This window comes from Pseudomonas sp. LD120 (genome assembly GCF_009861525.1).
Lineage (GTDB): Bacteria > Pseudomonadota > Gammaproteobacteria > Pseudomonadales > Pseudomonadaceae > Aquipseudomonas.
This window is the reverse complement of the sequence record NZ_WVHL01000004.1, coordinates 84,203-107,714: the sequence shown is the minus strand read 5'-3', so window position 1 is coordinate 107,714 and position 23,512 is coordinate 84,203. Positions and strand designations below refer to the sequence as shown.

Genomic DNA, 23,512 nt, shown 5'->3' with positions numbered 1-23,512 from the left:
TCCTTGACTGTCGGTCGTCATCGACCGGTGTTCGGACAAGATTCCCAAGGAGCCCCCATGAGCGCCGCGCCGTTCCCTCAGGACCGTTGGCTGGACCTCAATGAGTTGCTGCGCGAACTGCTGGCCCAGGGGCGCATTAGCCAGGACGCCGCCGAACAGGTCATCAGCGCCCGGCGTCAGGGCTCCAGCAATCTGCCGCATCCCCTGGAATTCATTGCCCAGCAGCATCTGCCCGACCTGCACCACCCCGGCAAGTCACTGGAACTGCACAGCCTCACGGCCTGGCTGGCTCGACAGGCCGGCCAGCCCTACCTGCGCATCGACCCCTTGCAGATCGACGTGGCCCGCATCACGCCGTTGATGTCCAATGCCTTCGCCGAACGCCACCAGATCCTCGCGGTGGCGGTGGACGCCCAGAGCGTCACCGTGGCCAGCGCCCAACCGTATGTGCGCGCCTGGGAAGCCGACCTGGCCCGGGCCCTGAAGCGTTCGATCCATCGCGTGGTGGCCAGCCCGGTGGATATCCAGCGCCTGAGCCTGGAGTTCTATCGCCTGGCCCGATCGGTCAGCGGCGCCAGCAGTGAGCAAAAGGCCAACGGCCTGGGCAATTTTGAGCAACTGCTGAAGCTGGGCGCCAACGATAAGGAGCCGGACGCCAACGACGCCCACATCGTCAATATCGTCGACTGGCTGTTCCAATACGCCTTCTTGCAACGGGCCAGCGATATCCATATCGAACCGCGTCGCGAGCACGGCACCCTGCGCTTTCGCATCGACGGCGTGCTGCACAACGTCTACCAGTTTCCGCCCCAGGTGATCCTGGCCATCGTCAGTCGCCTCAAGAGCCTGGGGCGGATGAACGTTGCGGAAAAACGCAAACCCCAGGATGGCCGGGTCAAGACCCGCGCCCCCGACGGCAGCGAGATCGAACTGCGGCTCTCGACCCTGCCCACCGCCTTTGGCGAAAAACTGGTGATGCGCATCTTCGATCCCCAGGTCCTGCTCAAGGACTTCGACCAACTGGGTTTCTGCGCCGACGACCTAAAGCGCTGGCAAGCCATGACTGCCCAGTCCCACGGCATCATCCTGGTCACCGGCCCCACCGGTTCGGGCAAGACCAGTACGCTCTACACCACCCTGAAAAAACTCGCGACCCCGGAAATCAACCTGTGCACCATCGAAGATCCGATCGAGATGATCGAACCGGCGTTCAACCAGATGCAGGTCCAGCACAACATCGATCTGAGCTTTTCCAGCGGCGTGCGGGCACTGATGCGCCAGGACCCGGACATCATCATGATCGGCGAAATACGCGACCTGGAAACCGCCGAAATGGCCATCCAGGCGGCCCTCACCGGGCATCTGGTGCTGTCCACGCTGCACACCAACGACGCTCCCGGAGCCATCAGCCGCCTGCTGGAACTGGGCGTTGCCCATTACCTGATCAAGGCCACCCTGATCGGCGTCATGGCCCAGCGCCTGGTACGCACCCTATGCCGTCATTGCAAAGCCCCTCGCGAGCTCGCCCGCGCTGACTGGCAGCACCTGATCCATCCCCGGCAATGGCCGCCGCCTCCCCACAGCCAGCAGGCCATCGGCTGCGCCGAGTGTCGCGGAACCGGCTATCACGGACGCACCGGGGTCTACGAAATCATGCCCTTGAGCGCCTCGTTAAAAGCCTTGATACAGCGTGATCTGGACCTCGTCGGCCTGCGGCGCCAAGCCGCCGAGGAAGGCATGCGCAGCCTGCGCCAGGCCGCCGCGTACCAGGTTGCGCAGGGCTTGACCAGCCTGGAGGAGGCACTGCGGGTGACGCCTCAGAACGAGCACCAATCGCCAGGCCCAGCTTGCCCGCAAGCGAACCCCAACGGCTGAACTACGCTGTAGTCAACGCCAGAATGAGCAGGAAGCCAGGCATGAATATTCGTCACAACATGATCGCCTCTGGGGCTCTCAGCCTGCTGGCTATTGCCCTGGTGGCCGGCCTCGGTCTCTGGGGGCAGTCACGCCTGGCCAGTGCCCTGCAAGACAATGAACTCAATGCCAGCGCCCTGCGCAATCACCTGGAAGCGGACATGATGCACGACGCCCTGCGGGCCGATGTGCTGCAGGCCCTGAGCAGTGAGCCCGGCGACAGCGCGGCCGCAGAAGAGGTGCGCAGCAGCCTGCGTGAACACGGCGAGTGGTTCCGCAAGGCCCTGGCGGAAAACGCTCGCCTGCCCCTGGCGCCGGATATCCGCGAGGCCATCAGCGAGTTGCAGCCGGTCCTGGAAAATTACATTCATGCTGCCGAAAGCGTCGCCGAACAGGCGCTTCAGAATCCCCAAGCCGCACGCCTGCAAATGCCTGCGTTTTCCCAGAGTTTCAGTGAGGTGGAGACCCGCAATGCGGCCCTGAGCAGCAAGATCGAAGCCAGTACCGCACAGACCCGCCAAGACAGTGAGGCCACCGTGCGCCAGGCGGCCTGGTGGCTGATCGGCGGCAGCCTGATTGCCGCCCTGGCCTTGTGCCTGCTGACCCGCCAGTTGCTCACTCGGGTACTCAAACCCCTGGAGAAATCCGTCGTCACGGCCCGGGCCATCGCCCAGGGCAACCTGACCACGGTCATCAGTGTCGACAGTCGGGATGAGGCCGGCCAGTTGCAACAGGCCCTTGGCGAGATGCAGGACAACCTGCGGCAGATGATCACCACCATCCGCCATGAGAGCGAAGAGCTGCGGGGGCGCTCCCACAGTCTCAGCGACACCTCGCTGGGCATCGCCGACGGCGCCACTGAGCAGGCTGACGGCGCCACCAACATGGCCGCCGCCATGGAGCAGATGATCAGCAACATTGCCCAGGTCGCCGAGCACGCCCGCAATGCCCAGGGTATTGCCGCCCAGTCCGAGTCCTTGGCCGGTAGCGGTGGCCAGGTGATACTCGGGGTGGTGGATGGCATGAGCCACATCGCCGAGGCCGTGAACCAGTCGTCCCAGAGCATCACCGCCCTGGGCCAGTCCTCCGAGGAGATCCATTCGATCATCCAGGTGATCAACGGCATCGCCGAGCAGACCAACCTGCTGGCCCTGAACGCCGCCATCGAAGCGGCCAGGGCCGGCGAGGCCGGACGCGGATTCGCGGTGGTCGCCGACGAAGTGCGCAACCTGGCCGCACGCACCGCGCAATCCACCCGCGAGATCACCGGCATGATCGAGCGCATCCGGGACACCACCGAACAGGCGGTGAGCAGCATGCAAACCGGGGTCAGTCGGGTCAACGACGGGGTGCACATGGCCCACCAGGCCGGGACTTCAATCAACGAAATTCGCCAGGGCGCCCAGCGTTCGGCGCTGATGGTGGAAGAGATTTCCCACACCATCGGCGAACAGTCCAAGGCCAGCAGCGAAGTCGCGCAACGAGTGGAAATGATCAGTCAGGTGGCCCGGCGCAACAGCCAGGCCATGCGTGAACTGACCCAGACTGTGGAGCAGATGGAGAACTCTGTGGCCACTTTGCAGACCTCGGTGAAGCGTTTTCAACTTTGAGGCCCGGATATGAACACCGTCGCGCGGGTGTTGTGTATCCCAATGATGCAAGGGCGACGATATCCACGCACGGCTCCAGGCAGCGCCGTACACTCGCGCGCTGATGCACCTTGATCACCACTTGAACAGGTAAATGTTATGCAGATCGGCAGCGTTTTATTACTTTTCGTCGGCCTCGCCGTAGCCATTGTGTTCATGGGGTTCAAGGTAGTGCCCCAGGGCTACCAATGGACCGTAGAACGCTTCGGCCGCTACACCAACACCCTCAAGCCGGGGCTGAACATCATCATTCCGGTGATGGACCGCATCGGTCGCAAGATCAACGTGATGGAAAGCGTGCTCGACATTCCGCCTCAAGAAGTCATCACCTCCGACAACGCCACGGTACAGATCGACGCCGTGTGCTTCTTCCAGGTGGTCAACACCGCCCAGGCCGCCTACGAGGTCAACAACCTCGAACACGCCATCCGCAACCTGCTGCAGACCAACATCCGTACCGTGCTGGGCTCCATGGAACTGGACGCGATGCTCAGCCAGCGTGATGGCATCAACGAAAAACTGCTGCGCACCGTCGACGAAGCCACCGCCCCCTGGGGCATCAAGATCACCCGGATCGAGATCAAGGACATCAGCCCTCCGGCGGACCTGATGGCCGCCATGTCCGGGCAGATGAAAGCCGAACGGGTCAAGCGCGCGCAGATCCTCGAAGCCGAAGGCTTGCGTGCTGCGGCCATTCTGACCGCCGAAGGCAAGAAGCAGGCGCAGATTCTTGAGGCCGAAGGCGAGCGTCAGGCTGCATTCCTCGAGTCCGAAGCCCGGGAGCGCCAGGCCGAAGCCGAGGCCCGGGCCACTCAAGTGGTGTCCGAGGCGATCGCCACCGGCAACGTCCAGGCGATCAACTACTTCGTCGCACAAAAGTACATCGATGCCCTGGGCAAGCTGGCGTCGGCCAACAACAGCAAGGTGATCCTGATGCCGCTGGAGGCCAGCCAGGTGATCGGCGCCGTGGGCGGTATCGGCGAGATCGTCAAAGCCACGTTCGACAGCAAAAAGGCTTGAGGCGCGATCCATGTTGGCATTCCTGCAAGCGCTGTCGTTCTGGGACTGGCTGGCCCTGGGCACGGTCCTGTTGATCTTCGAAGTGTTCGGCGCTGGAGGCTATCTGCTGTGGATCGGCCTGGCCGCCGCCACGGTGGGCGTTCTGACGTTCCTGATTCCCGGCCTGTCATGGGAGGTGCAGTTTTTGCTGTTCGGCCTGCTCTCGGTACTGACGGCGTTGTACTGGTGGCGCCGGCAGCGCAGCGTGGTTCGCCCCAGTGACCAACCGAACCTGAACCTGCGGGGCCAGGAACTGATCGGCAAGACCTTCGTGGTGCATCAGGCGATCGTCAACGGCCGTGGCCGGATCAAGGTCGCCGACGGTGTGTGGATCGCCAAGGGTGCCGATGCCCCCGTAGGCGCGCGGGTGCGAGTGGTGGCTCAGGAAGGAACCATCCTGCTGGTCGAAAACCTTGACTGAAGGGGCACGGAACTCATTTGGGGTATCTAGAATCAAATCGTGCAGATCCCCTCAGTTGGAGCCCCCACCATGCGTCTGAAAATAGCTGTCGCCACCCTTGCCCTGCTGTCCCTTCCCGTAGGGTCGGCAATGGCCGACTCCTTCTGGCGTAACGTCATTTCCTCCGGTGCCACCACCGGTTCCACCTACCTGACCTTCAAGGATCACAAACTGATCGTCGCCGCCCAAGATGACGCCGGCAGCTTCGTCGCCAGCGAAGGCAGCATTCGCGGCCCGTACCTGGAAGCCGCCATGCAGAAAGTCCGCGCGGATAATCCCGGCCTCAAAGCCAGCGACATGGAACTGGCCAACGCCATTCTGGCCAAGAACGCCGTGGCTGAAGACTAAGGATCGTCCCGAAGAGGGGTGACAACGAACGCCGACCTCAGGGTCGGCGTTTTTCTGCCTGGAGAATCCTCTAGAGCGCGTCGGTGCCCCGGGATACCGCCTTCAGGCCAGCCAGGGCGTAACTCATCATATGTTCGATCAACGCTGGCGGATCAAGCTCAAGGCCAGGCAGCACATTGCGTGTCAGCGGATCATGGGCGATCAGCAGAAACAGGCAAGGCGCAAACACACTGACTGCGCTGCGCAGCGTGGCCGGGTCCTCAGGCGACAAATGCATGATCTGCCCCAGAATGATCCGCACAATTTTGGCCTTGGGGAACGCCTGCTCCTCAAGGACTGCCGGCAACACCGAAGAAGGCGACAGCAACTCGCGGGTCAACACCTTCAGCGCCCACCCCTGGTGCTGGTTGCCCAACCCTTCGATCAGCACGGTAATGATTGCCCGTAACTTGTCCTCAGGACGATCCTGGCTTTCGCTCAGGCTAATCATGGTTTCAATCCGCACCAAGCGATCATGGGCCTCGCGCAGTACCGCCCGGTACAGGCCATCCTTGTTCTCGAAGTGATAATTGACCGACGCGTTATTGGCCTTGGAACGCTCGCAAATCTGCTTGCTGGTGGTGTTGGCATACCCCAATTCGGCAAACAGTTGACCCGCCGTTTCAAGAATATGCTGGCGAGTCGCCTGACCATCCTGACGCGGCGCACGGGGCGCGGCCGCCTGCGGGGAATCGGAAACAACCATGGGCTCACTCACTAAGTTAAATTCAAATTTGACTTTTAGTTATGGACTGCTTAGCTACAAAGCGCCAGTTTCTCGCTCAACCAACACACAAGGTTGCAGGAAGGTGGCCGCCCTTTATCGACTCACGCCAGAGGATATCAGCATGGAAGCCCGCGCAATGACTCCCTTCACTTACTTCTCCTTGCCCATGCAGAAGCTCTTCCTACACAACCAGGTGGCGATCCAGAACAAACCCTATGCCAAGTATTTTCGTTCCGAGATGCGGGTGCCGCTGTCCGCCGTACGCAAGATCCAACAAGGGCCAATGGACCTCAAAGACACCCTGACGCCGAGCATTGAGGACATCAATCGGCTACTTGATCCGGATTTCGTCAGCCAAGAGTCTGGCTATGCCCTGCTGCCAGGCCCAATGGCCTATGTACAGAGCCGCAAGTTCTTCCCAGGCTGCACCGCACAGATGTTCAAGTGGTGGTTCATGTGGCACCCACAGGAAGCAGAACGCTATACCCTGTGGTTCCCCTACGCCCATGTCAGCAACCCCTGCGTGAACCAACAGCGCCTGGGCGATGAGTCCCTGTGTTTCGAGGACCGGTTGTATGGCAACACGTTCTGCGCCTCGGAATATGTCGGCGACCGGCTGATGCACCTGCACATCAACTTCCAGGAGCCGGCCAGCCTGGGCCTGGACCCCGACTTGTACCGCGAAGCGAAAATAGACGGCAGCGTCAGCGCCCTGATGAGCCTGGCCGATCATCCGCAGGTGCCGGTTTCATTGATGGTGCATCTGTTCAAGGAAGTGCCGGGCGGCATGTCCCTGACCAGCCGCTACTGGGTGGGCTCGCATCCCTCCATGGCGCGCTTCGCCGGTGCGGAAAAAGCATCAGCGCTGCTCAAGGAAAGTGGCTTGGGCGAGGCCGAGCTGGAAACACTGGCCTATGAATTTGCGGTGCACGATATGTGCGAGTTCAATCATCTGGCCAGTTTTCTGCCAGATCTGTATAGAGAGTTCGGGGCTGCTTCAGCCTGAAACGCCCCTCATTGAGCCCGCGAAATTCGCAGGCTCAATGACTTGGATGAATCAACGTTGCGCGCCGTGACAGACACCGTTGATCAACAAAGAAGTGAATTCCTCGATGTCCCGTTCCGCCGTCAGTTGCTCAGTCAGCAGCCGATACCAGCAAAACCCGAAGATCATATCCAGTAGCAATTCACGGTTGATATCTTTGGGTAGCTCGCCCTGGTTGATGGCATTTTCCACCAGCTTTTTCGGCAACTCTCTTCTGCGCTCCATGAACTGATCCTTGAGCTGGGTCAATGTTGCTGGATCCAGCTGCGCTTCCGCAATCACACAGCGAAACGCTTCCCCACAAATAGTTTCCCGCCAGACTTTCCAAAGATTATGGAGCAAAAAGTCGAGATCGGCCTTGAACGAGCCGAGATCAGGAAACTTTCTGACCTGTTCACTTTCGTTTTCATAAACTTCTGCGATCAACGCCGCCTTGTTCGACCACCAACGATAAATCGTCGGCTTGCTGGCTCCCGCCCGACGGGCGACGGACTCGATACTGAGCCCGGAATAGCCGCATTCCTTGAGGATTTCGATGGTGGAACTGAGGATGGCTTTATGGGTATGAGGATTTCGCAAAGAACCGATTGAGCTGCGAGACGGGGGACGAGCCACAATAAAAATCTCCAGGCAGGGCGCTTGACAAACGTATCTCAGGGTATAGGATTCCCTCGAAACGATATGAAACGGTCCGTTTCGTTTCATTCTCACAAGAACAATGGACGTCTTACATTGATTCATCTAGCAGTTAAAGCATCTAGCAATAACTGAGCAGATTAGCCTTAAAACTGGAGACGTCTTCGAATTCGAGCTTTTTGTGTTTCTTTGTAAGAAATCAGATCACCTGAAATTAATACTAAACGAAACGTTCCGTATCATAACATAGCAACGTGAAGGTAAACAGCTTTCGAGTGGGTTTTCTTCTATTGGGAATCAGCGGTTAAACCGCTCTAGCCCACGGGTTTGTGCGGTGTTCGCCACGGTTTGGCGGAAAAACTGTTTTCCATATGTTTCAAGGGTGCTTCTGAGCAAGCACGACCCAGTTTTCCGAAAGAATGGAATCAAGAGGAAAATAAACGTGAAAACAGTAGGTATTGTCAGCTATGGCGCGGGTATTCCGGTATGCCGCCTGAAAGTGCAAGACGTCATCAACGTCTGGAAAAACACCGATCTCAAGTTAGTGGAAGAGAACCTGGGAGTGACCGAAAGGGCGGTGTTGCAGCCGGATGAAGATGTCATCACCCTCGGGGTACTCGCCGCGCAACGGGCGTTGGAGAAAGTCCCTGATCACCAACTCGAAGCCCTGTATCTGGGCACCTGTACCAACCCCTACGACTCTCGGGCCTCGGCCTCGATCATCCTGGAAATGCTCGGCAGCGGCTACGATGCCTACTGCGCCGATATCCAGTTCGCCGGTAAATCCGGCACCTCCGCTCTACAGATCTGTCAGGCCCTGGTGGCCTCGGGCATGACCGGCAGCGCCCTGGCCATCGGCGCCGACACCATCAACCGCAATACTGCTCCCGGGGACCTGACCGAATCTTATGCCGGGGCCGGAGCGGCGGCACTGTTGATCGGTACCCAGAATGTCATCGCCGAGTTCGACGGCAGTTTCTCCTGCGCTGCCGATATCGCCGACAACATCCGCCCCCAGGGCGACCGTTACATTCGGTCAGGAATGGGCTTGGGTTCAGACAAGAACAGCATCGGCCTGGAAGATCAGACCCGGCGCGCCGCCCAGGGCCTGATGACCAAGCTGAACACCAGCGCCGCCGACTATGACTACGTAGTGTTCCAGCAAAACCTGGTGTCCACGCCCTACTCGCTGGCTAAGCACCTGGGTTTCAACGCCCGGCAGATCGAACCAGGCATCTACGCCGGCAGCGTGGGCGACACCGGTGCGGCAAGCCCGCTGCTGGGTTTGATCAACGTGCTGGACCACGCCCGCCCAGGGCAGAAGATCCTCATGGTTTCCTATGGTTTCGGGGCCGGCAGTGACGCCATCGCGCTGACCGTCACCGACGCTATCGAGCAATACCAGAAGCACAACAAGCCTCTGCGCGAATACCTCGAAACCAAGACGTATGTCGATTACGGCACCTCCATCAAGTACGAGTTCAAGTACCTGCGGGCCGACTACGCCCTGACCGCCTATCTCTGATTACGCCTGTCTACGCAAGGAGCATGCACATGTGCGCACGTCGTGTTGCAATCGTTTCGGCCGCCTATACGCCGAAACCCGGAAGTTCACGAGTTCGGCAGACCTTCAAGGAAATGATCGTCGAATCCGCCTATAAGGCCCTCAAGGATGCCAAGATGCACCCCCGGGAAATCCAGGGCGTCGCCTATGGTTATCACGGCGAAGGCATCTCCGAATATGGAGGCCTGGGCCCGACCATTTCCGACGCACTGGGGATCAGTCCTGCGCCTACGTTCATGAGTACCGCCAACTGCACCAGCAGCTCAGTGTCATTCCAGATGGGCCACCAGATGGTGGCGTCCGGGGAATACGACATCGTCCTGTGCGGCGGTTTCGAGAAGATGACCGATCACTTCAACTACGCCGAATACATCGGTTCCAGTACTGAGTGTGAATACGATTACTTCCTGGGTATCTCCCACACCGACGCCTTTGCCCTGGCCACCGCCGAGTACTTCCAGAAGTTCGGTTACGCCGGGCGTGAGGCCGATGTACTGGCCACATTTGGCCGACAAATGCGCATCTACGCGCACAACACTCCAACCGCCACACGCTACGGCTTGCCGATTCCTACCCTGGAAGCGCTGAAGAACAGCGAAGCCTGCGGCTCGATGTTGGCCTGGGGCGAGGCCAGTGGCTGCGCGATCCTGGTGGCCGAGCACCTGGCCCACAAATACACCGACAAACCGGTGTTCGTGCGCGGCAGCGCCTACACCGGCGTCTCCCACTACTTCGGTACTCGCTTCCATAACCCGACCCTGCACCATCCTGGCCTGCCCAAGGATGTGGGTATGGCGGTGTCGGCAAACTCCATCGCCTGCGCGGAGATCGCCTACAAGAAAGCCGGGATCACCGCCAAGGACATCGACGTGGCACAGGTCTACGACCTGCTCGGCGCCGGGCTGATCCAGATGGAATCCATGGGCATCTGCGGCAAGGGCCAGGCCGGCGACTTCGTACTCGAAGGCGGCATCGCCCTGGATGGACAACTGCCACTGAACACCGACGGCGGCAATATCGGTCGCGGCCACGCCTCGGGCTGCGACGGCATCCTGCACATCACCGAGCTGTTCCGACAACTGCGGGGAGAGTCCGACAACCAGGTCAAGGGCGCACGCATTGGCGTGTCGCAGAACCTTGGCGGTTACGCGGCACACAACTCAGTGATTGTCCTCTCGAACGACTAAGGAGCCCGGACCATGTCCATGTACCCAGAACAGATCCACAGAATGACCACCGCCAGCATGCTCCGCGAATGGCGCGAGCATGGCGGCAAGTACCGCCTCGAAGGCAGCCAGTGCGAAGAATGCAACGAAATTTTCTTTCCTCGACGCACCGTCTGCGGCGCCTGCAACTCCCTGAACATGAAACCCTACCGCTGCATGCGCACCGGCAAGATCGAAGTCATGGCCCACGCCGAGAACCCGATCCTGGCCGCCATGGGTTACGGCGAAACCGTCCCACGTTGCATGGCCATGGTGCGCCTGGACGATGGCTTGGTCATCGCTTCGGAAATTGTCGACGTTTGCGACCCGCAACACCTGAAAGTCGGCGCGCCGGTGCGCATGGTCATTCGCAAACATGTGCGTGAAAGCAACTTAGCCTGGCAGTACGCCTATAAGTTCGTTCTGGATCTATAAGTGTTTATTCAGGATGCCTTGCATAAAGGCGTCCTGAAGTTAGCCATTAAAATAAAATCCAACTTAAAAGTTACATCAACGGCAACTTCGCACCTCGAAGTTTCCTTAAGGTCCTTGTCTTTGGGGGCCGCGCTTTTCTGTGCCTATTAATGGGGACTGTCCCCACCACTTCACTTATTGGCTTACATAGAGCCAAGGACCGATCATGTCTACACTTTGCCTCCCACATATCATGTTTCCGCAACACAAGATCACCCAGCAACAGATGGTTGATCACCTGGAAAACCTGCACGCAGACCATCCGCGCATGGCCCTGGCCAAACGCATGATCGCCAACACCGAAGTCAACGAGCGCCACCTGGTGTTGCCGATCGACGAACTGGCGGTGCATACCGGCTTCACCCACCGCAGCATCGTCTACGAGCGTGAAGCCCGACAGATGTCGTCCGCCGCGGCACGTCAGGCCATCGAGAATGCCGGACTGCAAATCAGCGACATCCGCATGGTGATCGTCACTTCCTGCACCGGCTTCATGATGCCGTCGCTGACCGCGCACCTGATCAACGACCTCAATCTGCCGACCTCCACCGTGCAACTGCCGATCGCCCAACTGGGCTGCGTGGCCGGCGCCGCGGCGATCAATCGGGCCCATGATTTCGCCCGGCTCGATGCCCGCAATCATGTGCTGATCGTGTCGCTGGAGTTCTCCTCGCTGTGCTATCAGCCGGACGATACCAAGCTGCACGCCTTCATCTCGGCAGCGTTGTTTGGTGATGCGGTGTCGGCCTGCGTGCTGCGCGCCGATGACCAGGCCGGCGGCTTCAAGATCAAGAAGACCGAGTCGTACTTCTTGCCCAAGAGCGAGCACTACATCAAATACGACGTGAAGGACACCGGCTTCCACTTCACCCTCGACAAGGCGGTGATGAACTCCATCAAGGACGTGGCGCCGGTCATGGAGAGACTCAACTACGACAGTTTCGAACAGAACTGCGCGCACAACGACTTTTTCATCTTCCACACCGGTGGCCGCAAGATCCTCGACGAACTGGTCATGCACCTGGACCTGGCGTCGAATCGGGTCTCGCAATCGCGCAGCAGCCTCTCGGAAGCCGGCAACATCGCCAGCGTGGTGGTGTTCGACGTGCTCAAGCGCCAGTTCGATTCCAACCTGAATCGTGGCGATATCGGCCTGCTGGCGGCCTTCGGTCCAGGGTTCACTGCGGAAATGGCGGTCGGTGAGTGGACCGCCTGACGTGCCCCCCCCCTGTGTCAGTCCGGCCTGACGTTGCCCGGCAACATGGCAGCGTCAGGCCGCCCCCACACGGCGTACGGCGCCGGGTTGAGGGGTTCATGAGGAAACTGCGCGATGAACACTGGAATGCCAACCACGGCTGCCAACAGCCGTTACGAAAGATCCATGGTGCTGTTGCTGTCACTGAGTTTCGGGCTGGTGGGGCTGGATCGCTTCATTATCCTGCCGCTGTTCCCGGTGATCATGCACGACCTGCACCTGGACTATCAGGACCTGGGTTACTTATCGGCCGCGCTGGCCTTCACCTGGGGGCTGTCCGCCCTGGGCATGGGCAGTGTGATCGACCGCCTGGGCACTCGCCGCGTGCTAGTGGTTTCCATCGCCGTCCTGTCACTGCTATCTGGCTTCTCCGCATTGGCCACCGGAGTCTGGGGACTGGTGATACTGCGCGGGCTGATGGGCATCTGCGAAGGCGCCTTCACGCCGACAAGCATCATTGTCACCAACGAGGTGTCACGCCCCGACCGACGCGGGCAAAACCTGGGGATTCAACAGGCGCTGTTTCCGATTCTCGGCTTGTGCCTGGGGCCGTTGATCGCGGCCAGCCTACTGCAACTGTCTGGTTCCTGGCGCGCGGTGTTCGCGATCATTTCCTTGCCGGGGTTGCTCCTGGCCGGCTACCTGTGGAAAGTCTACGTACCCCAGCCGAACAACCCTGCAGAACAACCCGCAGGCATCGCCAGACGCCGCTGGCTGGCGGCCTTTAAAAGCGGCAATGTCAGCCTCAACATCCTCATCATGTTCTGCATCCTCACGTGCCAGTTTGTGCTTTGCGCCATGCTGCCCAGCTACCTGACCGACCATTTGCACCTGGAAACCCTGTCCATGGCCTTTGTCATCTCGGCCATCGGCCTGGGTGGCTTCATCGGCCAGTTGATCATTCCCGCACTGTCCGATCACCTCGGGCGTAAACCAGTGGTGGCGGCGTGTTTCATGAGCAGCAGCACCCTGGTGGGGCTGCTGATCATCAGCCCGGCCATTCCCTGGCTGCTGTTCCTGCTGCTGTTCATGCTGTCGTTTTTCAATTTCAGCCTGATCTGCATGACGGTCGGGCCGCTGACCAGTGAATCGGTGGCCCCGGCCCTGCTGCCGACGGCGACCGGGATTGTCGTGGGTTTTGGCGAAATCCTCGGCGGTGGACTGTCCCCCGCCGTGGCCGGCTTTGTCGCCAGCCATTTTGGCTTGCCGGCAATTCTCTACGTAGCCCTGAGCGGCAGCCTGGCTGGCTTGCTGCTGTCCTTGCGGCTCAAGGACAGCGTGCTCGAACCCCAGCGCACGCACGCCCCAGAGCCACGGCCCATCCTCCCCGCCCCCTTGCCCCTGAAGGATTAAGCATCATGGACGATTACTTGCTGTTACTGGATATCTGCCACAAGGACCAGAGCGCCATAGAGCTGTTCGACTTTCACAATGGCAACAACGTGCGGGTATTTTCCGAGCATGGCGGACTGTACGAGACTCTGCAGTTCTGCGCCCGGCGGCACCTGGACTGGAACGAACACCTGCGGCGCCTGCCGGCCCACCCACGCCCGCTGGACGCAGGCCAGCCGAAAGGGCCGCTACGCCCACCACTCAAACCGAGCGACAACCTGCTGGCCCAGGTCAGCGAAGTCACCCTGAACACGCCGCACACCCATCAGGGCTGGTTCTACAAGGGCAATGGCAGCCTGCTGAAAACCGACGGCGATCCGCTGATGATTCCGTATCACGCCTTGAGTATTTCCAGCCAGCCCGGCGTGGTTTGCGTCTACCTTGTGGATAACTTCAGTCAGTTGCGCTTTGTCGGCTTCAGCCTCGGCCATGACATTCACGACCCACTGCTGAGCCGCCAGGACGCCAGTTCCTGCGCGCAATCGCGTCTGCGCCAGTGCGCCATCGCACCGGCACTGATCCTCGGCGAGCTGCAAAACAGCCTGTCCCTCAATGTCCGTGTCGAACGCCAGGGCAGCCAATTGTCCTACCTCGGCTACCACCTCGACCTGCAGAACTGGTGGGCGATCCGCAAATACTCCCAAGCCTTCCTCGAACAGCATGAGCAGTTCCTGCAACCGGGCATGATCCACTATGTGTTCCACAGCGCCAGCCGCTGCGAGAGCGAACTGCAACTGCAGCATGGGGACTGGCTGGACCTGGACTGCCCGGAACTGGAACTGGGCCTGAGCAATCAAGTGATCGAGGAAGAGCTGCTGCACCTGTACCCACTCGGTGTCCAGCAACGCCAGATCACGGCCCATGGCGCCCATCCGCCCCGGATACGTCACCCTTACTGACCGCGGTTCAGCGGTACGCCTCCAGCGGCACACAGGCGCAGAACAAGTTGCGGTCGCCATAGACGTTGTCCACCCGGTTCACCGTCGGCCAGTACTTGTGGGCCCGAGTGTGGGCACTGGGCAGCACCGCCTGTTCGATACTGTAGGGCCGCTCCCAGACACTGGTGATATCCGCCAAGGTGTGGGGGGCCCCCTTGAGCGGGTTGTCATCGGCCGGCCAGTGCCCCTCCTGAACCTGAGCGATTTCGGCGCGAATGCTCAACATCGCGTCGACAAAGCGATCGAGCTCGGCCTTGGATTCGCTTTCGGTGGGCTCGACCATCAGCGTGCCCGGCACCGGGAATGACATGGTTGGCGCGTGAAAGCCGTAATCCATCAAACGCTTGGCGACGTCTTCTTCAGTGATGCCGGTCAAGGCCTTGAGCGGGCGCAGATCGAGAATGCATTCGTGAGCCACACGACCATTGCGCCCACTGTAGAGCACCGGGAAGGCGCCGCCCAACTGCTCGGCCAGGTAATTGGCGGCGAGCATCGCCACCTCGCTGGCATCGGCCAACTGCGGCCCCATCAGGGCGATGTACATCCAACTGATGGGCAGAATGCTGGCACTGCCCCAAGGCGCCGCACTGATCGCGCCATTCTCCGGTAGCGGTCCATCCAGTGGCACCACCGGGTGATTGGCGACGAAAGGCGCCAGGTGCGCACGCACGCCAATGGGTCCCATGCCCGGCCCGCCGCCGCCATGGGGAATGCAGAAGGTCTTGTGCAGGTTCATGTGCGATACGTCGGCGCCGATGTCCGCCGGCCGAGTCAGGCCGACCTGGGCATTGAGGTTGGCGCCGTCCATGTACACCTGGCCGCCGTGACTGTGGATAACTTCACAGATCTGGCTGATGCCCTCTTCGTAGACGCCATGGGTGGAGGGATAAGTGGCCATCAGGCAGGACAGGCGATCCCCGGCAGCCGCGGCCTTGGCGTTGAGGTCCTCCAGGTCGACGTTGCCGGCCTCATCGCACTCCACGATCACCACTTGCATCCCGGCCATCTGCGCCGACGCCGGGTTGGTGCCGTGCGCCGAGGCCGGGATCAGACAGACATACCGATCGCCCTGACCACGACTCTCATGGTAACGACGAATCGCCAGCAGCCCGGCGTACTCGCCCTGGGCCCCGGAATTGGGCTGCATGCAGATGGCGTCAAAACCGGTGATGGCGCACAGCCAACGCTCCAGCTCGTCAATCATCAGCGCATAACCGAGCGCCTGCTCCCGGGGAGCAAAGGGATGCAGATGAGCAAACTCCGGCCAGGTAATGGGGATCATCTCGCTGCTGGCATTGAGCTTCATGGTGCAGGAGCCCAAGGGAATCATCGACTGGTTGAGCGCCAGATCCTTGTCTTCCAGCTGTTTAAGGTAGCGCAGCATCCGGGTTTCGCTGTGATGGGCACTGAACACCGGATGGGTCAGGTAGGGGCTGCGACGCAGCAGTGCTTCAGGAAGGCCGGAGGCCAGCACCTGGGCATCCAGCTCGGCGACGGTCAGCCCATGATCGGCGCCAAGAAACACATCCAGCAGCCGCGCCACGGTGTTTTCATCACAGGTTTCATCGAGGCTCACGCCCAGGCGCCCGCGCCCGAGAATCCGCAGGTTGATCTGCAACGCCCTGGCGCTCTCGATGATCGCGGTCTGGCTGCCGCCCACCTCCAGGGTCAGGGTGTCGAAAAAGTGCGTGTTCAGACGCACGATACCATGGCGCTCAAGCGCAACGGCGAGGATGCAGGTCAACCGATGCACCCGCTGGGCAATACGCTTGAGCCCCAGGGGACCGTGATAGACCGCATAGCAACTGGCGATATTGGCCAACAGCACCTGGGCCGTGCAGATGTTGGAGTTGGCCTTCTCGCGACGGATGTGTTGCTCACGGGTTTGCAGGGCCATGCGCAGCGCCACTTGGCCTCGGGCATCCTTGGAGACCCCGATGATGCGCCCGGGCATCGCCCGCTTGTACTCGTCGCGGCAAGCGAAAAACGCCGCATGAGGGCCGCCATAGCCCATCGGTACGCCGAAGCGCTGGGAAGATCCCAGGACCACGTCGGCGCCCAATTCACCGGGCGGGGTCAGCAGCAACAGGCCGAGCAAGTCGGCAGCGACACACGCCAGGGCCTGCTGGGCATGTAAATGGTCGATCAGCGGCCGCAGGTCACGGATCTCGCCCTGGGTGTCGGGGTACTGCAAAAGCGCGCCGAACACCTGATACCTGGGCAAGTTATCCACAGCGTCGACGATCAGTTCGAAACCGAAGCCCTCGGCGCGGGTGCGCACCACGGAAATGGTTTGCGGATGGCAATGCTCATCGACAAAGAAGCCATTGCTCTTGGACTTGGCCACGCGCTTGGCCAGGGCCATGGCTTCAGCCGCGGCGGTGGCTTCATCAAGCAGCGAAGCATTGGCCAGATCAAGGCCGGTGAGGTCGATGGTCATCTGCTGGAAGTTCAGCAGCGCTTCGAGACGGCCCTGGGCAATTTCCGGTTGATAAGGCGTATAGGCCGTGTACCAACCAGGGTTTTCCAGCACATTGCGCAGGATCACCGCTGGCGTCAGGGTGCCGTAGTAGCCCATGCCAATCAGGCTGGTCCAGACCTGATTCTGCGCGGCATACCCCTTGAGCCTGGCCAGCGCCGCGGGCTCATCGAGGGCCGGAGGCAAGTCCAGGGCACGATTGAAGCGGATGCCCGGCGGCACCGTCTGCTCAATCAGCTCGGCCCGGCTCCCCAACCCAAGGCTGGCGAGCATGGCCTGCTGCTCCTGCGCATCGGGCCCCAGGTGCCGCTGGAGAAAGGCATTGGGCTCACGTAACTGGCTCAGGGATGGCGACTGGGACATGACAGGCTCTCTCCGATAAACGGCGCTCAGCGTCGATGTAACAGGGTGCAAAGCAGCATAGCAGCCGATTTCACGCGTCGACGGGCTGGCGCCCATAGACAATCGGTACCATCATGCAGAGCGCCTGCGCCCAGCCCCGGCGCGCCTCAACCCACGCTCTTATCGTCCGCTTATCGGGTGCCCCATCGTCATGAGCCAATTGCCTTTCCTGCCGTTCTCCAAACCCACCATCGATGAAGCCACCATTGCCGCCGTCGGCGACGTGCTGCGCTCGGGGTGGATCACCAGCGGGCCGAAGGTCCAGGCCTTCGAAGCCCAGCTTTCGGCGTTCTTTGGCGGGCGGGCGGTGCGCACTTTCAACTCCGGCACCTGCACCATGGAAATCGCCCTGCGGATCGCCAGCATCGGTCCTGGGGATGAGGTCATCACCACGCCGATTTCCTGGGTCGCCACCGCCAACGTGATCCTCGAAGTGGGCGCCACGCCGGTGTTCGCCGACATCGACCCGATCACCCGCAACATCGACCTGGCCCAGGTCGAAGCTGCGATCACCCCGCGCACCAAAGCCATCATCCCGGTGTTCCTGGCCGGCTTGCCGGTGGACATGACGCGGTTGTACGAGCTGGCCAAAAAACACGGCCTGCGCGTGGTGGAAGACGCCGCGCAAGCGCTGGGCTCCAGTTGGAATGGCCAGCGCATCGGTGCCGGCGGCGACTTTGTGTCCTTCAGCTTCCAGGCCAACAAGAACGTCACGTCCTCCGAGGGCGGCTGCCTGGTGCTCAATACCCCGGAAGAAGTGCGTCTGGCCGAGAAATATCGCCTGCAAGGCGTGACCCGCAGCGGCTTCGACGGCCTGGATGTGGACGTGCTGGGGGGCAAGTTCAACATGACCGACGTCGCTGCCGCCATCGGCCTGGGGCAGTTCGCCCATATCGAGGCGCTCACCGCCCACCGCCGCGAGCTGGCCCGACATTACTTCGAGTGCTTTGGCAGCGACTTCGAAGCCCGCTATGGCGCTCAACTACCGCCGGCAGACTTCAACAACAGCAACTGGCACCTGTTCCAACTGGTACTGCCGGAACGCAAGGACGGCAAGCCGGCCCGCGCCACCTTCATGGAGCAGATGCAGGAACGGGGAATTGGCATCGGCTATCACTATCCGCCGATTCATTTGCTGAGCCTGTACCGCGAGCGCGGTTTCAAGGAAGGGACGTTACCGGTGGCGGAGCGAGTCGGTCGTCTGATCGTCTCATTGCCGATGTTCACCGCCATGGACAAGGCCGACGTGGAACGTGCAGTGGCGGCGGTGAAAGAGGTGTTACAGGCTTAACCCATGCGCGAGCAGGCGGGGTGGCGCTCCGCGTGCTCGCGAGAATGGCTTACTCGCCGATGGCGGCCTTGTAACCGGCGGCGTCCAGCAGCTTGTCCAGATCGGCCGGGCTGCTTGGCTTGAGCTTGAAGATCCAGGCGCCGTAAGGATCGCTGTTGAGCAACTCTGGGCTGGCGCTCAGCTCTTCGTTGACGGCAATCACTTCACCCGCTACCGGGGCATAGATGTCGGAAGCGGCTTTTACCGACTCCACCACACCGGCCTGATCCCCTGCGCCAAATACGTTGCCGACTTCAGTCAGCTCGACGAACACCACATCCCCCAGGGCTTCCTGAGCGTGGTCGCTAATACCCACGGTAACGCTGCCGTCGGCTTCCAGACGGGCCCATTCGTGACTATCGGCAAAACGCAGGTGGGCAGGGATATCGCTCATGTTCTGTGTCCTCAAGAAGAAATGTCAGCGGCGCAATGCCAACTGCAAAAGGTTAGATCAAGGTTTTGCCGTGACGCACAAAGGTCGGTTTGACCACCCGAACCGGGTACCACTTGCCACGGATTTCCACTTCGGCACGGTCGGCGGTGGCCATTGGCACCCGCGCCAGTGCGATCGATTTACTCAGCGTAGGGGAGAAACTACCACTGGTGATCTCTCCTTCGCCAACATCCGCGATGCGAACCACCTGATGAGCGCGCAAAACCCCACGCTCTTCCAGTACCAACCCCACCAGCTTTTGCTTGACCCCGGACGCTCGCTCAGTCTCCAGAGCGGTACGACCGATGAATTTGCGCGACGACGGCTCCCAGGCAATGCTCCAGGCCATGTTCGCCGCCAGGGGCGAGACATCCTGATGAATATCCTGGCCGTAGAGGTTCATGCCGGCTTCCAGGCGCAGGGTATCCCGGGCGCCAAGACCGATGGGCGAAATCCCTGCCCCCACCAAATCGTTGAAGAAAGCCGGGGCCTGTTCGGCGGGCAAGACGATCTCCAGACCGTCCTCGCCGGTGTAGCCGGTACGGGCAATGAACCAGTCGCCGTCGCTACCGGCTTCGAAAGGCTTGAGCTGTTGAATCAGGGTGCCGCGGGACTGGCTTACCAGCTCGGCGATCTTGTGCCGGGCCTGAGGGCCCTGGATCGCCAGCATGGCCAGTTCGGGACGCTCGTGCAGCTGTACTTGGAACTCGCCCAGCTGCGCCTGCATCCAGGCCAGGTCTTGGTCACGAGTGGCCGCGTTGACCACCAGACGATAAGCGTCTTCGAGGCGATAGACGATCATGTCGTCGACGATGCCGCCGCGCTCATTGAGCATGGTGCTGTACAAGGCCTGGCCAGGGTGCTGCAAACGTTCGACATCATTGGCCAGCAAGTGCTGGAGCCAGGCCTTGGCCTGGGCGCCGCTGACATCGATCACGGTCATGTGGGATACATCGAACACACCGCAATCACGTCGCACCTGATGGTGCTCCTCGACCTGCGAGCCGTAATGCAAGGGCATATCCCAACCGCCAAAATCGACCATTTTCGCGCCAAGGGCGAGATGCAGGTCATACAGAGGCGTACGCTGTCCCATGGGTTTCTCCTTCCGGGCGTGGCGAGGGTGCGGACTGGCGCTGCTAGGGTGAAAGCCTTGAAATAGATGGCTTGCAGCCGATTTCAGCGTCCCGGCCAAACAACAGGCCGCACCGAATGCCGCGCATTGTAGCCGCAAGGTGCAAGGCTGGCACCTAACCGATTCGCCGGGCCGAGCGACGGATCAGGCCAATCACCGGCAGCAGGCCCACCAGCACCAGAGTCAGCGCGGGCAACGAAGCCCGTGCCCACTCGCCTTCACTGGTCATCTCAAAGATCCGCACCGCCAGCGTGTCCCAGCCGAACGGGCGCATCAACAAGGTGGCGGGCATTTCCTTGAGCACGTCGACGAACACCAGCAAGGCGGCGCTCAAAGCGCCAGGCAGCAACAACGGCAGATACACTTTGAAAAACAGTCGCGGGCCGCTGACACCCAGGCTGCGCGCGGCTTCGGGCAACGACGGGCGAATCCGCTCCAGGCTGTTTTCCAGGGGGCCGTAAGCCACGGCGATAAAGCGCACCAGGTAGGCCAGCAGCAACGCCGCAAGGCTACCCAGCAGCAGCGGCTTGCCTGCGCCCCCCAGCCAGCTGGACACCGGCATGACCCACTCGCGGTCCAGGTAACTGAAAGCCAGCATGATCGACACCGCCAGCACCGAACCTGGCAAGGCATAGCCAAGGTTGGCCAGGCTGACCCCGGCGCGAATCCCCCGGGTTGGAGCCAGGCGCCGGGCAAATGCCAGCAGCAACGCCACACTGACAGTGATCAACGCGGCCATCCCCCCCAAGTACAAAGAGTGGGCAATCAGCCCGGCATAACGCTCATCCAGATCAAAACGACCGCGTTGCCAGAACCACGCCAGCAGTTGCAACAACGGAATCACAAAGGCGCAGGCAAACACCAGCAGGCACCAGCCCGTGGCCGCCAGCGCCTTGATCCCCCGCAGGTGATACAGGGCCTTGCCGCGAGGCCGCTCGTTACCGCTGCGGCTGGCACCCCGGGCCCGCCGCTCGCCGTACAGCACCAGCATCACCACCAGCAACAACAAGCTCGCCAGTTGCGCAGCGCTGGAGAGGCTGAAGAAGCCGTACCAGGTCTTGTAGATGGCGGTGGTGAAGGTATCGAAGTTGAACACCGCTACGGCGCCAAAATCCGCCAGGGTTTCCATCAACGCCAGGGCCACGCCAGCGCCGATGGCCGGCCGCGCCATGGGCAGTGCGACGCGCCAGAACGCCTGCCAGGGCGATTGCCCGAGTACCCGCGCCGCCTCCATCAATCCTTTGCCCTGGGCCAGGAACGCATTACGTGCCAGTAAATAGACATAGGGGTAGAACACCAGCACCAACACCAGGACCACCCCACCTGTGGAACGCACCCCGGGCAGGCGCAGACCCGCGCCGAACCACTCCCGCAGCAGGCTTTGCACCGGCCCGGAAAAGTCCAGCAGGCCGACAAAGACAAAGGCCAGCACATAGGCAGGAATCGCGAACGGCAACATCAAGGCCCAATCCAGCCAGCGCCGCCCGGGGAACTCACAGAGGCTGGTGAGCCAGGCCAGACTGACGCCCAGCAACGTGACGCCGACCCCCACACCCAGCACCAGGGTCACGGTGTTGCTCAACAGACGCGGCAGTTGGGTATCCCACAGGTGCGACCAGATCTGCAGATCGATCGACTGCCACGACAACAGCAGCACGCTCAACGGCAGCAGGATCAAGGCCGCCACAGCAAAGACCAGGGGATACCAGCGACGTTGGGCGGGATGGGCCACAGAAAAATCTCGGGCAGATGGGACAGACAAAATACGTGCGTAGTGCATTCGTGACGAGGGAACTGACTCGCGCTGGACGGTTTGATCGCACCGCTGACGGCCAACCCGTTGTGCCCGTGAAATCACGGATTGAAGGTTGACCAGCGCGGCGCGGCCGAGCGCGAGCAACAAACCTTGTGAGCCGTTAAAAAAACGCCCCGCAGAAGCGGGGCGCAGTATAACGGCAGGCTCAGTTCCAGCCAGCGCGATCCATCAAGCGAATCGCTTCGGCCTGACGCTTGCCGGCGATTTCAACCGGCAGGGTGTCAGCCACGAACTTGCCCCAACTGGCCACTTCCTCGGAGGGTGCCACCGCCGGGTTGGCCGGGAACTCCTGGTTAACGTCAGCAAAGATCTTCTGCGCTGTCGGCGTGGTCATCCACTCCACCAGGGCTTTGGCCGCCTCTGGATGGGGGGCGTATTTGGTCAAGCCAATACCCGACAGATTGACGTGTACCCCGCGATCGCCCTGGTTCGGCCAGAACAGCTTGACCGCCAGATCAGGCTTCTGCTTGTGCAGACGGCCGTAGTAATAGGTGTTGACGATACCTACGTCGCATTGCCCAGCGTTGATCGCATTCAGCACGGCGATGTCATCAGAGAACACATCGGTGGACAGGTTGTTGACCCAGCCCTTGATGATTGCTTCGGTCTTCGCCTCGCCATGGGTTTCGATCAGGGTGGCGGTCAGCGACTGGTTGTAGACCTTCTTCGCGGTACGCAGGCACAGGCGGCCTTCCCACTGTTTGTCCGCCAGGGCTTCATAGGTGGTCAGTTCGCCAGGTTTGACCCGGTCAGTGGAGTAGGCCAGGGTCCGTGCCCGCAGGCTCAGGCCGGTCCAGGCATGGTTGGAAGAGCGATATTGCAGGGGAATGTTGCTGTCGATGACCTTGGAGGTGAACGGCTGCAAGATACCCATCTGCTCGGCTTGCCAGAGATTGCCGGCATCGACGGTGAGCAGCAGGTCGGCAACGGCGTTTTCGCCTTCGGCCTTGATCCGCTGCATCAGCGGCGCTTCCTTGTCGGTGATGAACTTGATCTTCACCCCGGTCTTTTCAGTGTAGGCATCGAATACTGGCTTGATCAGCTCATCGATACGCGAGGAGTAGACCACGACTTCATCAGCGGCGTAGGCGGTGCCGCCGATGAGTGTGAATGCCAGGACAGTCAGTAGACGCTTCGGTGCCAACATGGGAGCGGTCTCTCGAATTCAAAATGAGGCGAAATGATAAGGACTCACATTTAGCTTCTCAACCG

General features: G+C 60.9%; 20 protein-coding genes and 1 pseudogene. 14 read left to right on the top strand and 7 right to left on the bottom strand.

From position 1 onward, the window contains the following. Positions 1 to 57 precede the first annotated feature (57 nt). The 6 genes and pseudogenes from PLD_RS14125 (at position 58) to PLD_RS14105 (ending at position 5,430) form a co-directional block, all read left to right on the top strand. Positions 58 to 1,875 carry a GspE/PulE family protein gene (locus tag PLD_RS14125; RefSeq protein ID WP_159893690.1) on the top strand — a complete coding sequence of 606 codons (1,818 nt, stop codon included), beginning with the start codon at positions 58 to 60 and terminating at the stop codon, positions 1,873 to 1,875. Positions 1,876 to 1,898: 23 nt separating this feature from the next. Continuing rightward, a pseudogene (locus PLD_RS31145) lies at positions 1,899 to 2,669 on the top strand (HAMP domain-containing protein); the annotation flags it as partial. Then, positions 2,661 to 3,524, top strand: a complete 864-nt coding sequence (locus tag PLD_RS31140; protein ID WP_371929023.1) for a methyl-accepting chemotaxis protein — start codon at positions 2,661 to 2,663, stop codon at positions 3,522 to 3,524. The pseudogene PLD_RS31145 and the gene PLD_RS31140, both read left to right, overlap by 9 nt. Positions 3,525 to 3,662: 138 nt before the next feature. After that, positions 3,663 to 4,583 carry an SPFH domain-containing protein gene (locus PLD_RS14115; RefSeq protein ID WP_159893686.1) on the top strand — a complete coding sequence of 307 codons (921 nt, stop codon included), beginning with the start codon at positions 3,663 to 3,665 and terminating at the stop codon, positions 4,581 to 4,583. 10 nt (positions 4,584 to 4,593) lie between these two features. After that, positions 4,594 to 5,043 carry an NfeD family protein gene (locus PLD_RS14110; RefSeq protein ID WP_159893684.1) on the top strand — a complete coding sequence of 150 codons (450 nt, stop codon included), beginning with the start codon at positions 4,594 to 4,596 and terminating at the stop codon, positions 5,041 to 5,043. A 69-nt stretch (positions 5,044 to 5,112) separates the two neighbouring features. Continuing rightward, positions 5,113 to 5,430 (top strand): DUF2388 domain-containing protein, encoded by a 318-nt coding sequence (locus tag PLD_RS14105; RefSeq protein WP_159893682.1) that lies wholly within the window; start codon positions 5,113 to 5,115, stop codon positions 5,428 to 5,430. A 70-nt stretch (positions 5,431 to 5,500) separates the two neighbouring features. Here PLD_RS14105 and PLD_RS14100 read toward each other — a convergent pair whose 3' ends face one another. Then, on the bottom strand, positions 5,501 to 6,175 hold the full coding sequence (locus tag PLD_RS14100; protein ID WP_159893680.1) for a TetR/AcrR family transcriptional regulator: 675 nt from the start codon (positions 6,173 to 6,175) through the stop codon (positions 5,501 to 5,503). Positions 6,176 to 6,317: 142 nt separating this feature from the next. Here PLD_RS14100 and PLD_RS14095 point away from each other — a divergent pair, with 142 nt between their 5' ends. After that, entirely contained in the window at positions 6,318 to 7,202 is an 885-nt protein-coding gene (locus tag PLD_RS14095; RefSeq protein WP_159893678.1) for a DAPG hydrolase family protein, read from the top strand. A gap of 51 nt (positions 7,203 to 7,253) precedes the next feature. On the opposite strand, the gene PLD_RS14090 is transcribed toward PLD_RS14095, so the two are convergent. Beyond that, positions 7,254 to 7,856 (bottom strand): TetR/AcrR family transcriptional regulator, encoded by a 603-nt coding sequence (locus PLD_RS14090; RefSeq protein WP_159893676.1) that lies wholly within the window; start codon positions 7,854 to 7,856, stop codon positions 7,254 to 7,256. A 463-nt stretch (positions 7,857 to 8,319) separates the two neighbouring features. Here PLD_RS14090 and PLD_RS14085 point away from each other — a divergent pair, with 463 nt between their 5' ends. The 6 genes from PLD_RS14085 to PLD_RS14060 all read left to right on the top strand — a co-directional run bounded on the left by PLD_RS14085 (position 8,320) and on the right by PLD_RS14060 (position 14,666). After that, on the top strand, positions 8,320 to 9,402 hold the full coding sequence (locus tag PLD_RS14085) for a hydroxymethylglutaryl-CoA synthase (protein ID WP_178116175.1): 1,083 nt from the start codon (positions 8,320 to 8,322) through the stop codon (positions 9,400 to 9,402). A 29-nt stretch (positions 9,403 to 9,431) separates the two neighbouring features. Further along, complete coding sequence (locus PLD_RS14080; protein ID WP_159893674.1) at positions 9,432 to 10,628, top strand: thiolase family protein; 1,197 nt, start codon at positions 9,432 to 9,434, stop codon at positions 10,626 to 10,628. 12 nt (positions 10,629 to 10,640) lie between these two features. Continuing rightward, positions 10,641 to 11,081, top strand: a complete 441-nt coding sequence (locus tag PLD_RS14075) for a Zn-ribbon domain-containing OB-fold protein (protein WP_159893672.1) — start codon at positions 10,641 to 10,643, stop codon at positions 11,079 to 11,081. Positions 11,082 to 11,286: 205 nt separating this feature from the next. Then, the gene (locus tag PLD_RS14070) at positions 11,287 to 12,336 is read left to right on the top strand and encodes a type III polyketide synthase (RefSeq protein WP_159893670.1); all 1,050 of its coding nucleotides are present in this window, start codon (positions 11,287 to 11,289) and stop codon (positions 12,334 to 12,336) included. Positions 12,337 to 12,450: 114 nt separating this feature from the next. After that, a complete protein-coding gene (locus tag PLD_RS14065; protein ID WP_159893668.1) occupies positions 12,451 to 13,728 on the top strand; it encodes an MFS transporter in 1,278 nt (425 codons plus the stop codon). A 5-nt stretch (positions 13,729 to 13,733) separates the two neighbouring features. Next, the gene (locus tag PLD_RS14060; protein WP_159893666.1) at positions 13,734 to 14,666 is read left to right on the top strand and encodes a fumarylacetoacetate hydrolase; all 933 of its coding nucleotides are present in this window, start codon (positions 13,734 to 13,736) and stop codon (positions 14,664 to 14,666) included. Positions 14,667 to 14,673: 7 nt separating this feature from the next. Here the strand turns inward: PLD_RS14060 and gcvP are convergent, their stop codons facing one another. Then, positions 14,674 to 17,547: an aminomethyl-transferring glycine dehydrogenase gene (gene gcvP / locus PLD_RS14055; RefSeq protein WP_159893664.1), complete on the bottom strand. Its 2,874-nt coding sequence runs from the start codon at positions 17,545 to 17,547 to the stop codon at positions 14,674 to 14,676. Positions 17,548 to 17,737: 190 nt separating this feature from the next. Here gcvP and PLD_RS14050 point away from each other — a divergent pair, with 190 nt between their 5' ends. Next, positions 17,738 to 18,877: a DegT/DnrJ/EryC1/StrS aminotransferase family protein gene (locus PLD_RS14050; protein ID WP_159893662.1), complete on the top strand. Its 1,140-nt coding sequence runs from the start codon at positions 17,738 to 17,740 to the stop codon at positions 18,875 to 18,877. Between the two features lie 49 nt (positions 18,878 to 18,926). Here the strand turns inward: PLD_RS14050 and gcvH are convergent, their stop codons facing one another. The 4 genes from gcvH to PLD_RS14030 form a co-directional block, all read right to left on the bottom strand. Next, complete coding sequence (gene gcvH / locus PLD_RS14045; protein ID WP_123726753.1) at positions 18,927 to 19,310, bottom strand: glycine cleavage system protein GcvH; 384 nt, start codon at positions 19,308 to 19,310, stop codon at positions 18,927 to 18,929. Between the two features lie 52 nt (positions 19,311 to 19,362). Continuing rightward, complete coding sequence (gene gcvT, locus PLD_RS14040; RefSeq protein WP_159893660.1) at positions 19,363 to 20,445, bottom strand: glycine cleavage system aminomethyltransferase GcvT; 1,083 nt, start codon at positions 20,443 to 20,445, stop codon at positions 19,363 to 19,365. Positions 20,446 to 20,599: 154 nt separating this feature from the next. Then, positions 20,600 to 22,216 (bottom strand): iron ABC transporter permease, encoded by a 1,617-nt coding sequence (locus PLD_RS14035; protein WP_159893658.1) that lies wholly within the window; start codon positions 22,214 to 22,216, stop codon positions 20,600 to 20,602. 229 nt (positions 22,217 to 22,445) lie between these two features. After that, on the bottom strand, positions 22,446 to 23,447 hold the full coding sequence (locus tag PLD_RS14030; protein WP_159893656.1) for an extracellular solute-binding protein: 1,002 nt from the start codon (positions 23,445 to 23,447) through the stop codon (positions 22,446 to 22,448). Positions 23,448 to 23,512 lie beyond the last annotated feature (65 nt).

What these genes read in the sequence shown, in the direction of transcription:
- PLD_RS14050 (WP_159893662.1), top strand. Translation starts at nt 17,738, where the DNA reads ATGAGCCAATTGCCTTTCCTGCCGTTCTCCAAACCCACCATCGATGAA.
- PLD_RS14105 (WP_159893682.1), top strand. Translation starts at nt 5,113, where the DNA reads ATGCGTCTGAAAATAGCTGTCGCCACCCTTGCCCTGCTGTCCCTTCCC.
- gcvT (WP_159893660.1), bottom strand. Translation starts at nt 20,445, where the DNA reads ATGGGACAGCGTACGCCTCTGTATGACCTGCATCTCGCCCTTGGCGCG.
- gcvP (WP_159893664.1), bottom strand. Translation starts at nt 17,547, where the DNA reads ATGTCCCAGTCGCCATCCCTGAGCCAGTTACGTGAGCCCAATGCCTTT.
- gcvH (WP_123726753.1), bottom strand. Translation starts at nt 19,310, where the DNA reads ATGAGCGATATCCCTGCCCACCTGCGTTTTGCCGATAGTCACGAATGG.
- PLD_RS14110 (WP_159893684.1), top strand. Translation starts at nt 4,594, where the DNA reads ATGTTGGCATTCCTGCAAGCGCTGTCGTTCTGGGACTGGCTGGCCCTG.
- PLD_RS14060 (WP_159893666.1), top strand. Translation starts at nt 13,734, where the DNA reads ATGGACGATTACTTGCTGTTACTGGATATCTGCCACAAGGACCAGAGC.
- PLD_RS14070 (WP_159893670.1), top strand. Translation starts at nt 11,287, where the DNA reads ATGTCTACACTTTGCCTCCCACATATCATGTTTCCGCAACACAAGATC.
- PLD_RS14065 (WP_159893668.1), top strand. Translation starts at nt 12,451, where the DNA reads ATGAACACTGGAATGCCAACCACGGCTGCCAACAGCCGTTACGAAAGA.
- PLD_RS14115 (WP_159893686.1), top strand. Translation starts at nt 3,663, where the DNA reads ATGCAGATCGGCAGCGTTTTATTACTTTTCGTCGGCCTCGCCGTAGCC.
- PLD_RS14030 (WP_159893656.1), bottom strand. Translation starts at nt 23,447, where the DNA reads ATGTTGGCACCGAAGCGTCTACTGACTGTCCTGGCATTCACACTCATC.
- PLD_RS14125 (WP_159893690.1), top strand. Translation starts at nt 58, where the DNA reads ATGAGCGCCGCGCCGTTCCCTCAGGACCGTTGGCTGGACCTCAATGAG.
- PLD_RS31140 (WP_371929023.1), top strand. Translation starts at nt 2,661, where the DNA reads ATGCAGGACAACCTGCGGCAGATGATCACCACCATCCGCCATGAGAGC.
- PLD_RS14095 (WP_159893678.1), top strand. Translation starts at nt 6,318, where the DNA reads ATGGAAGCCCGCGCAATGACTCCCTTCACTTACTTCTCCTTGCCCATG.
- PLD_RS14080 (WP_159893674.1), top strand. Translation starts at nt 9,432, where the DNA reads ATGTGCGCACGTCGTGTTGCAATCGTTTCGGCCGCCTATACGCCGAAA.
- PLD_RS14100 (WP_159893680.1), bottom strand. Translation starts at nt 6,175, where the DNA reads ATGGTTGTTTCCGATTCCCCGCAGGCGGCCGCGCCCCGTGCGCCGCGT.
- PLD_RS14075 (WP_159893672.1), top strand. Translation starts at nt 10,641, where the DNA reads ATGTCCATGTACCCAGAACAGATCCACAGAATGACCACCGCCAGCATG.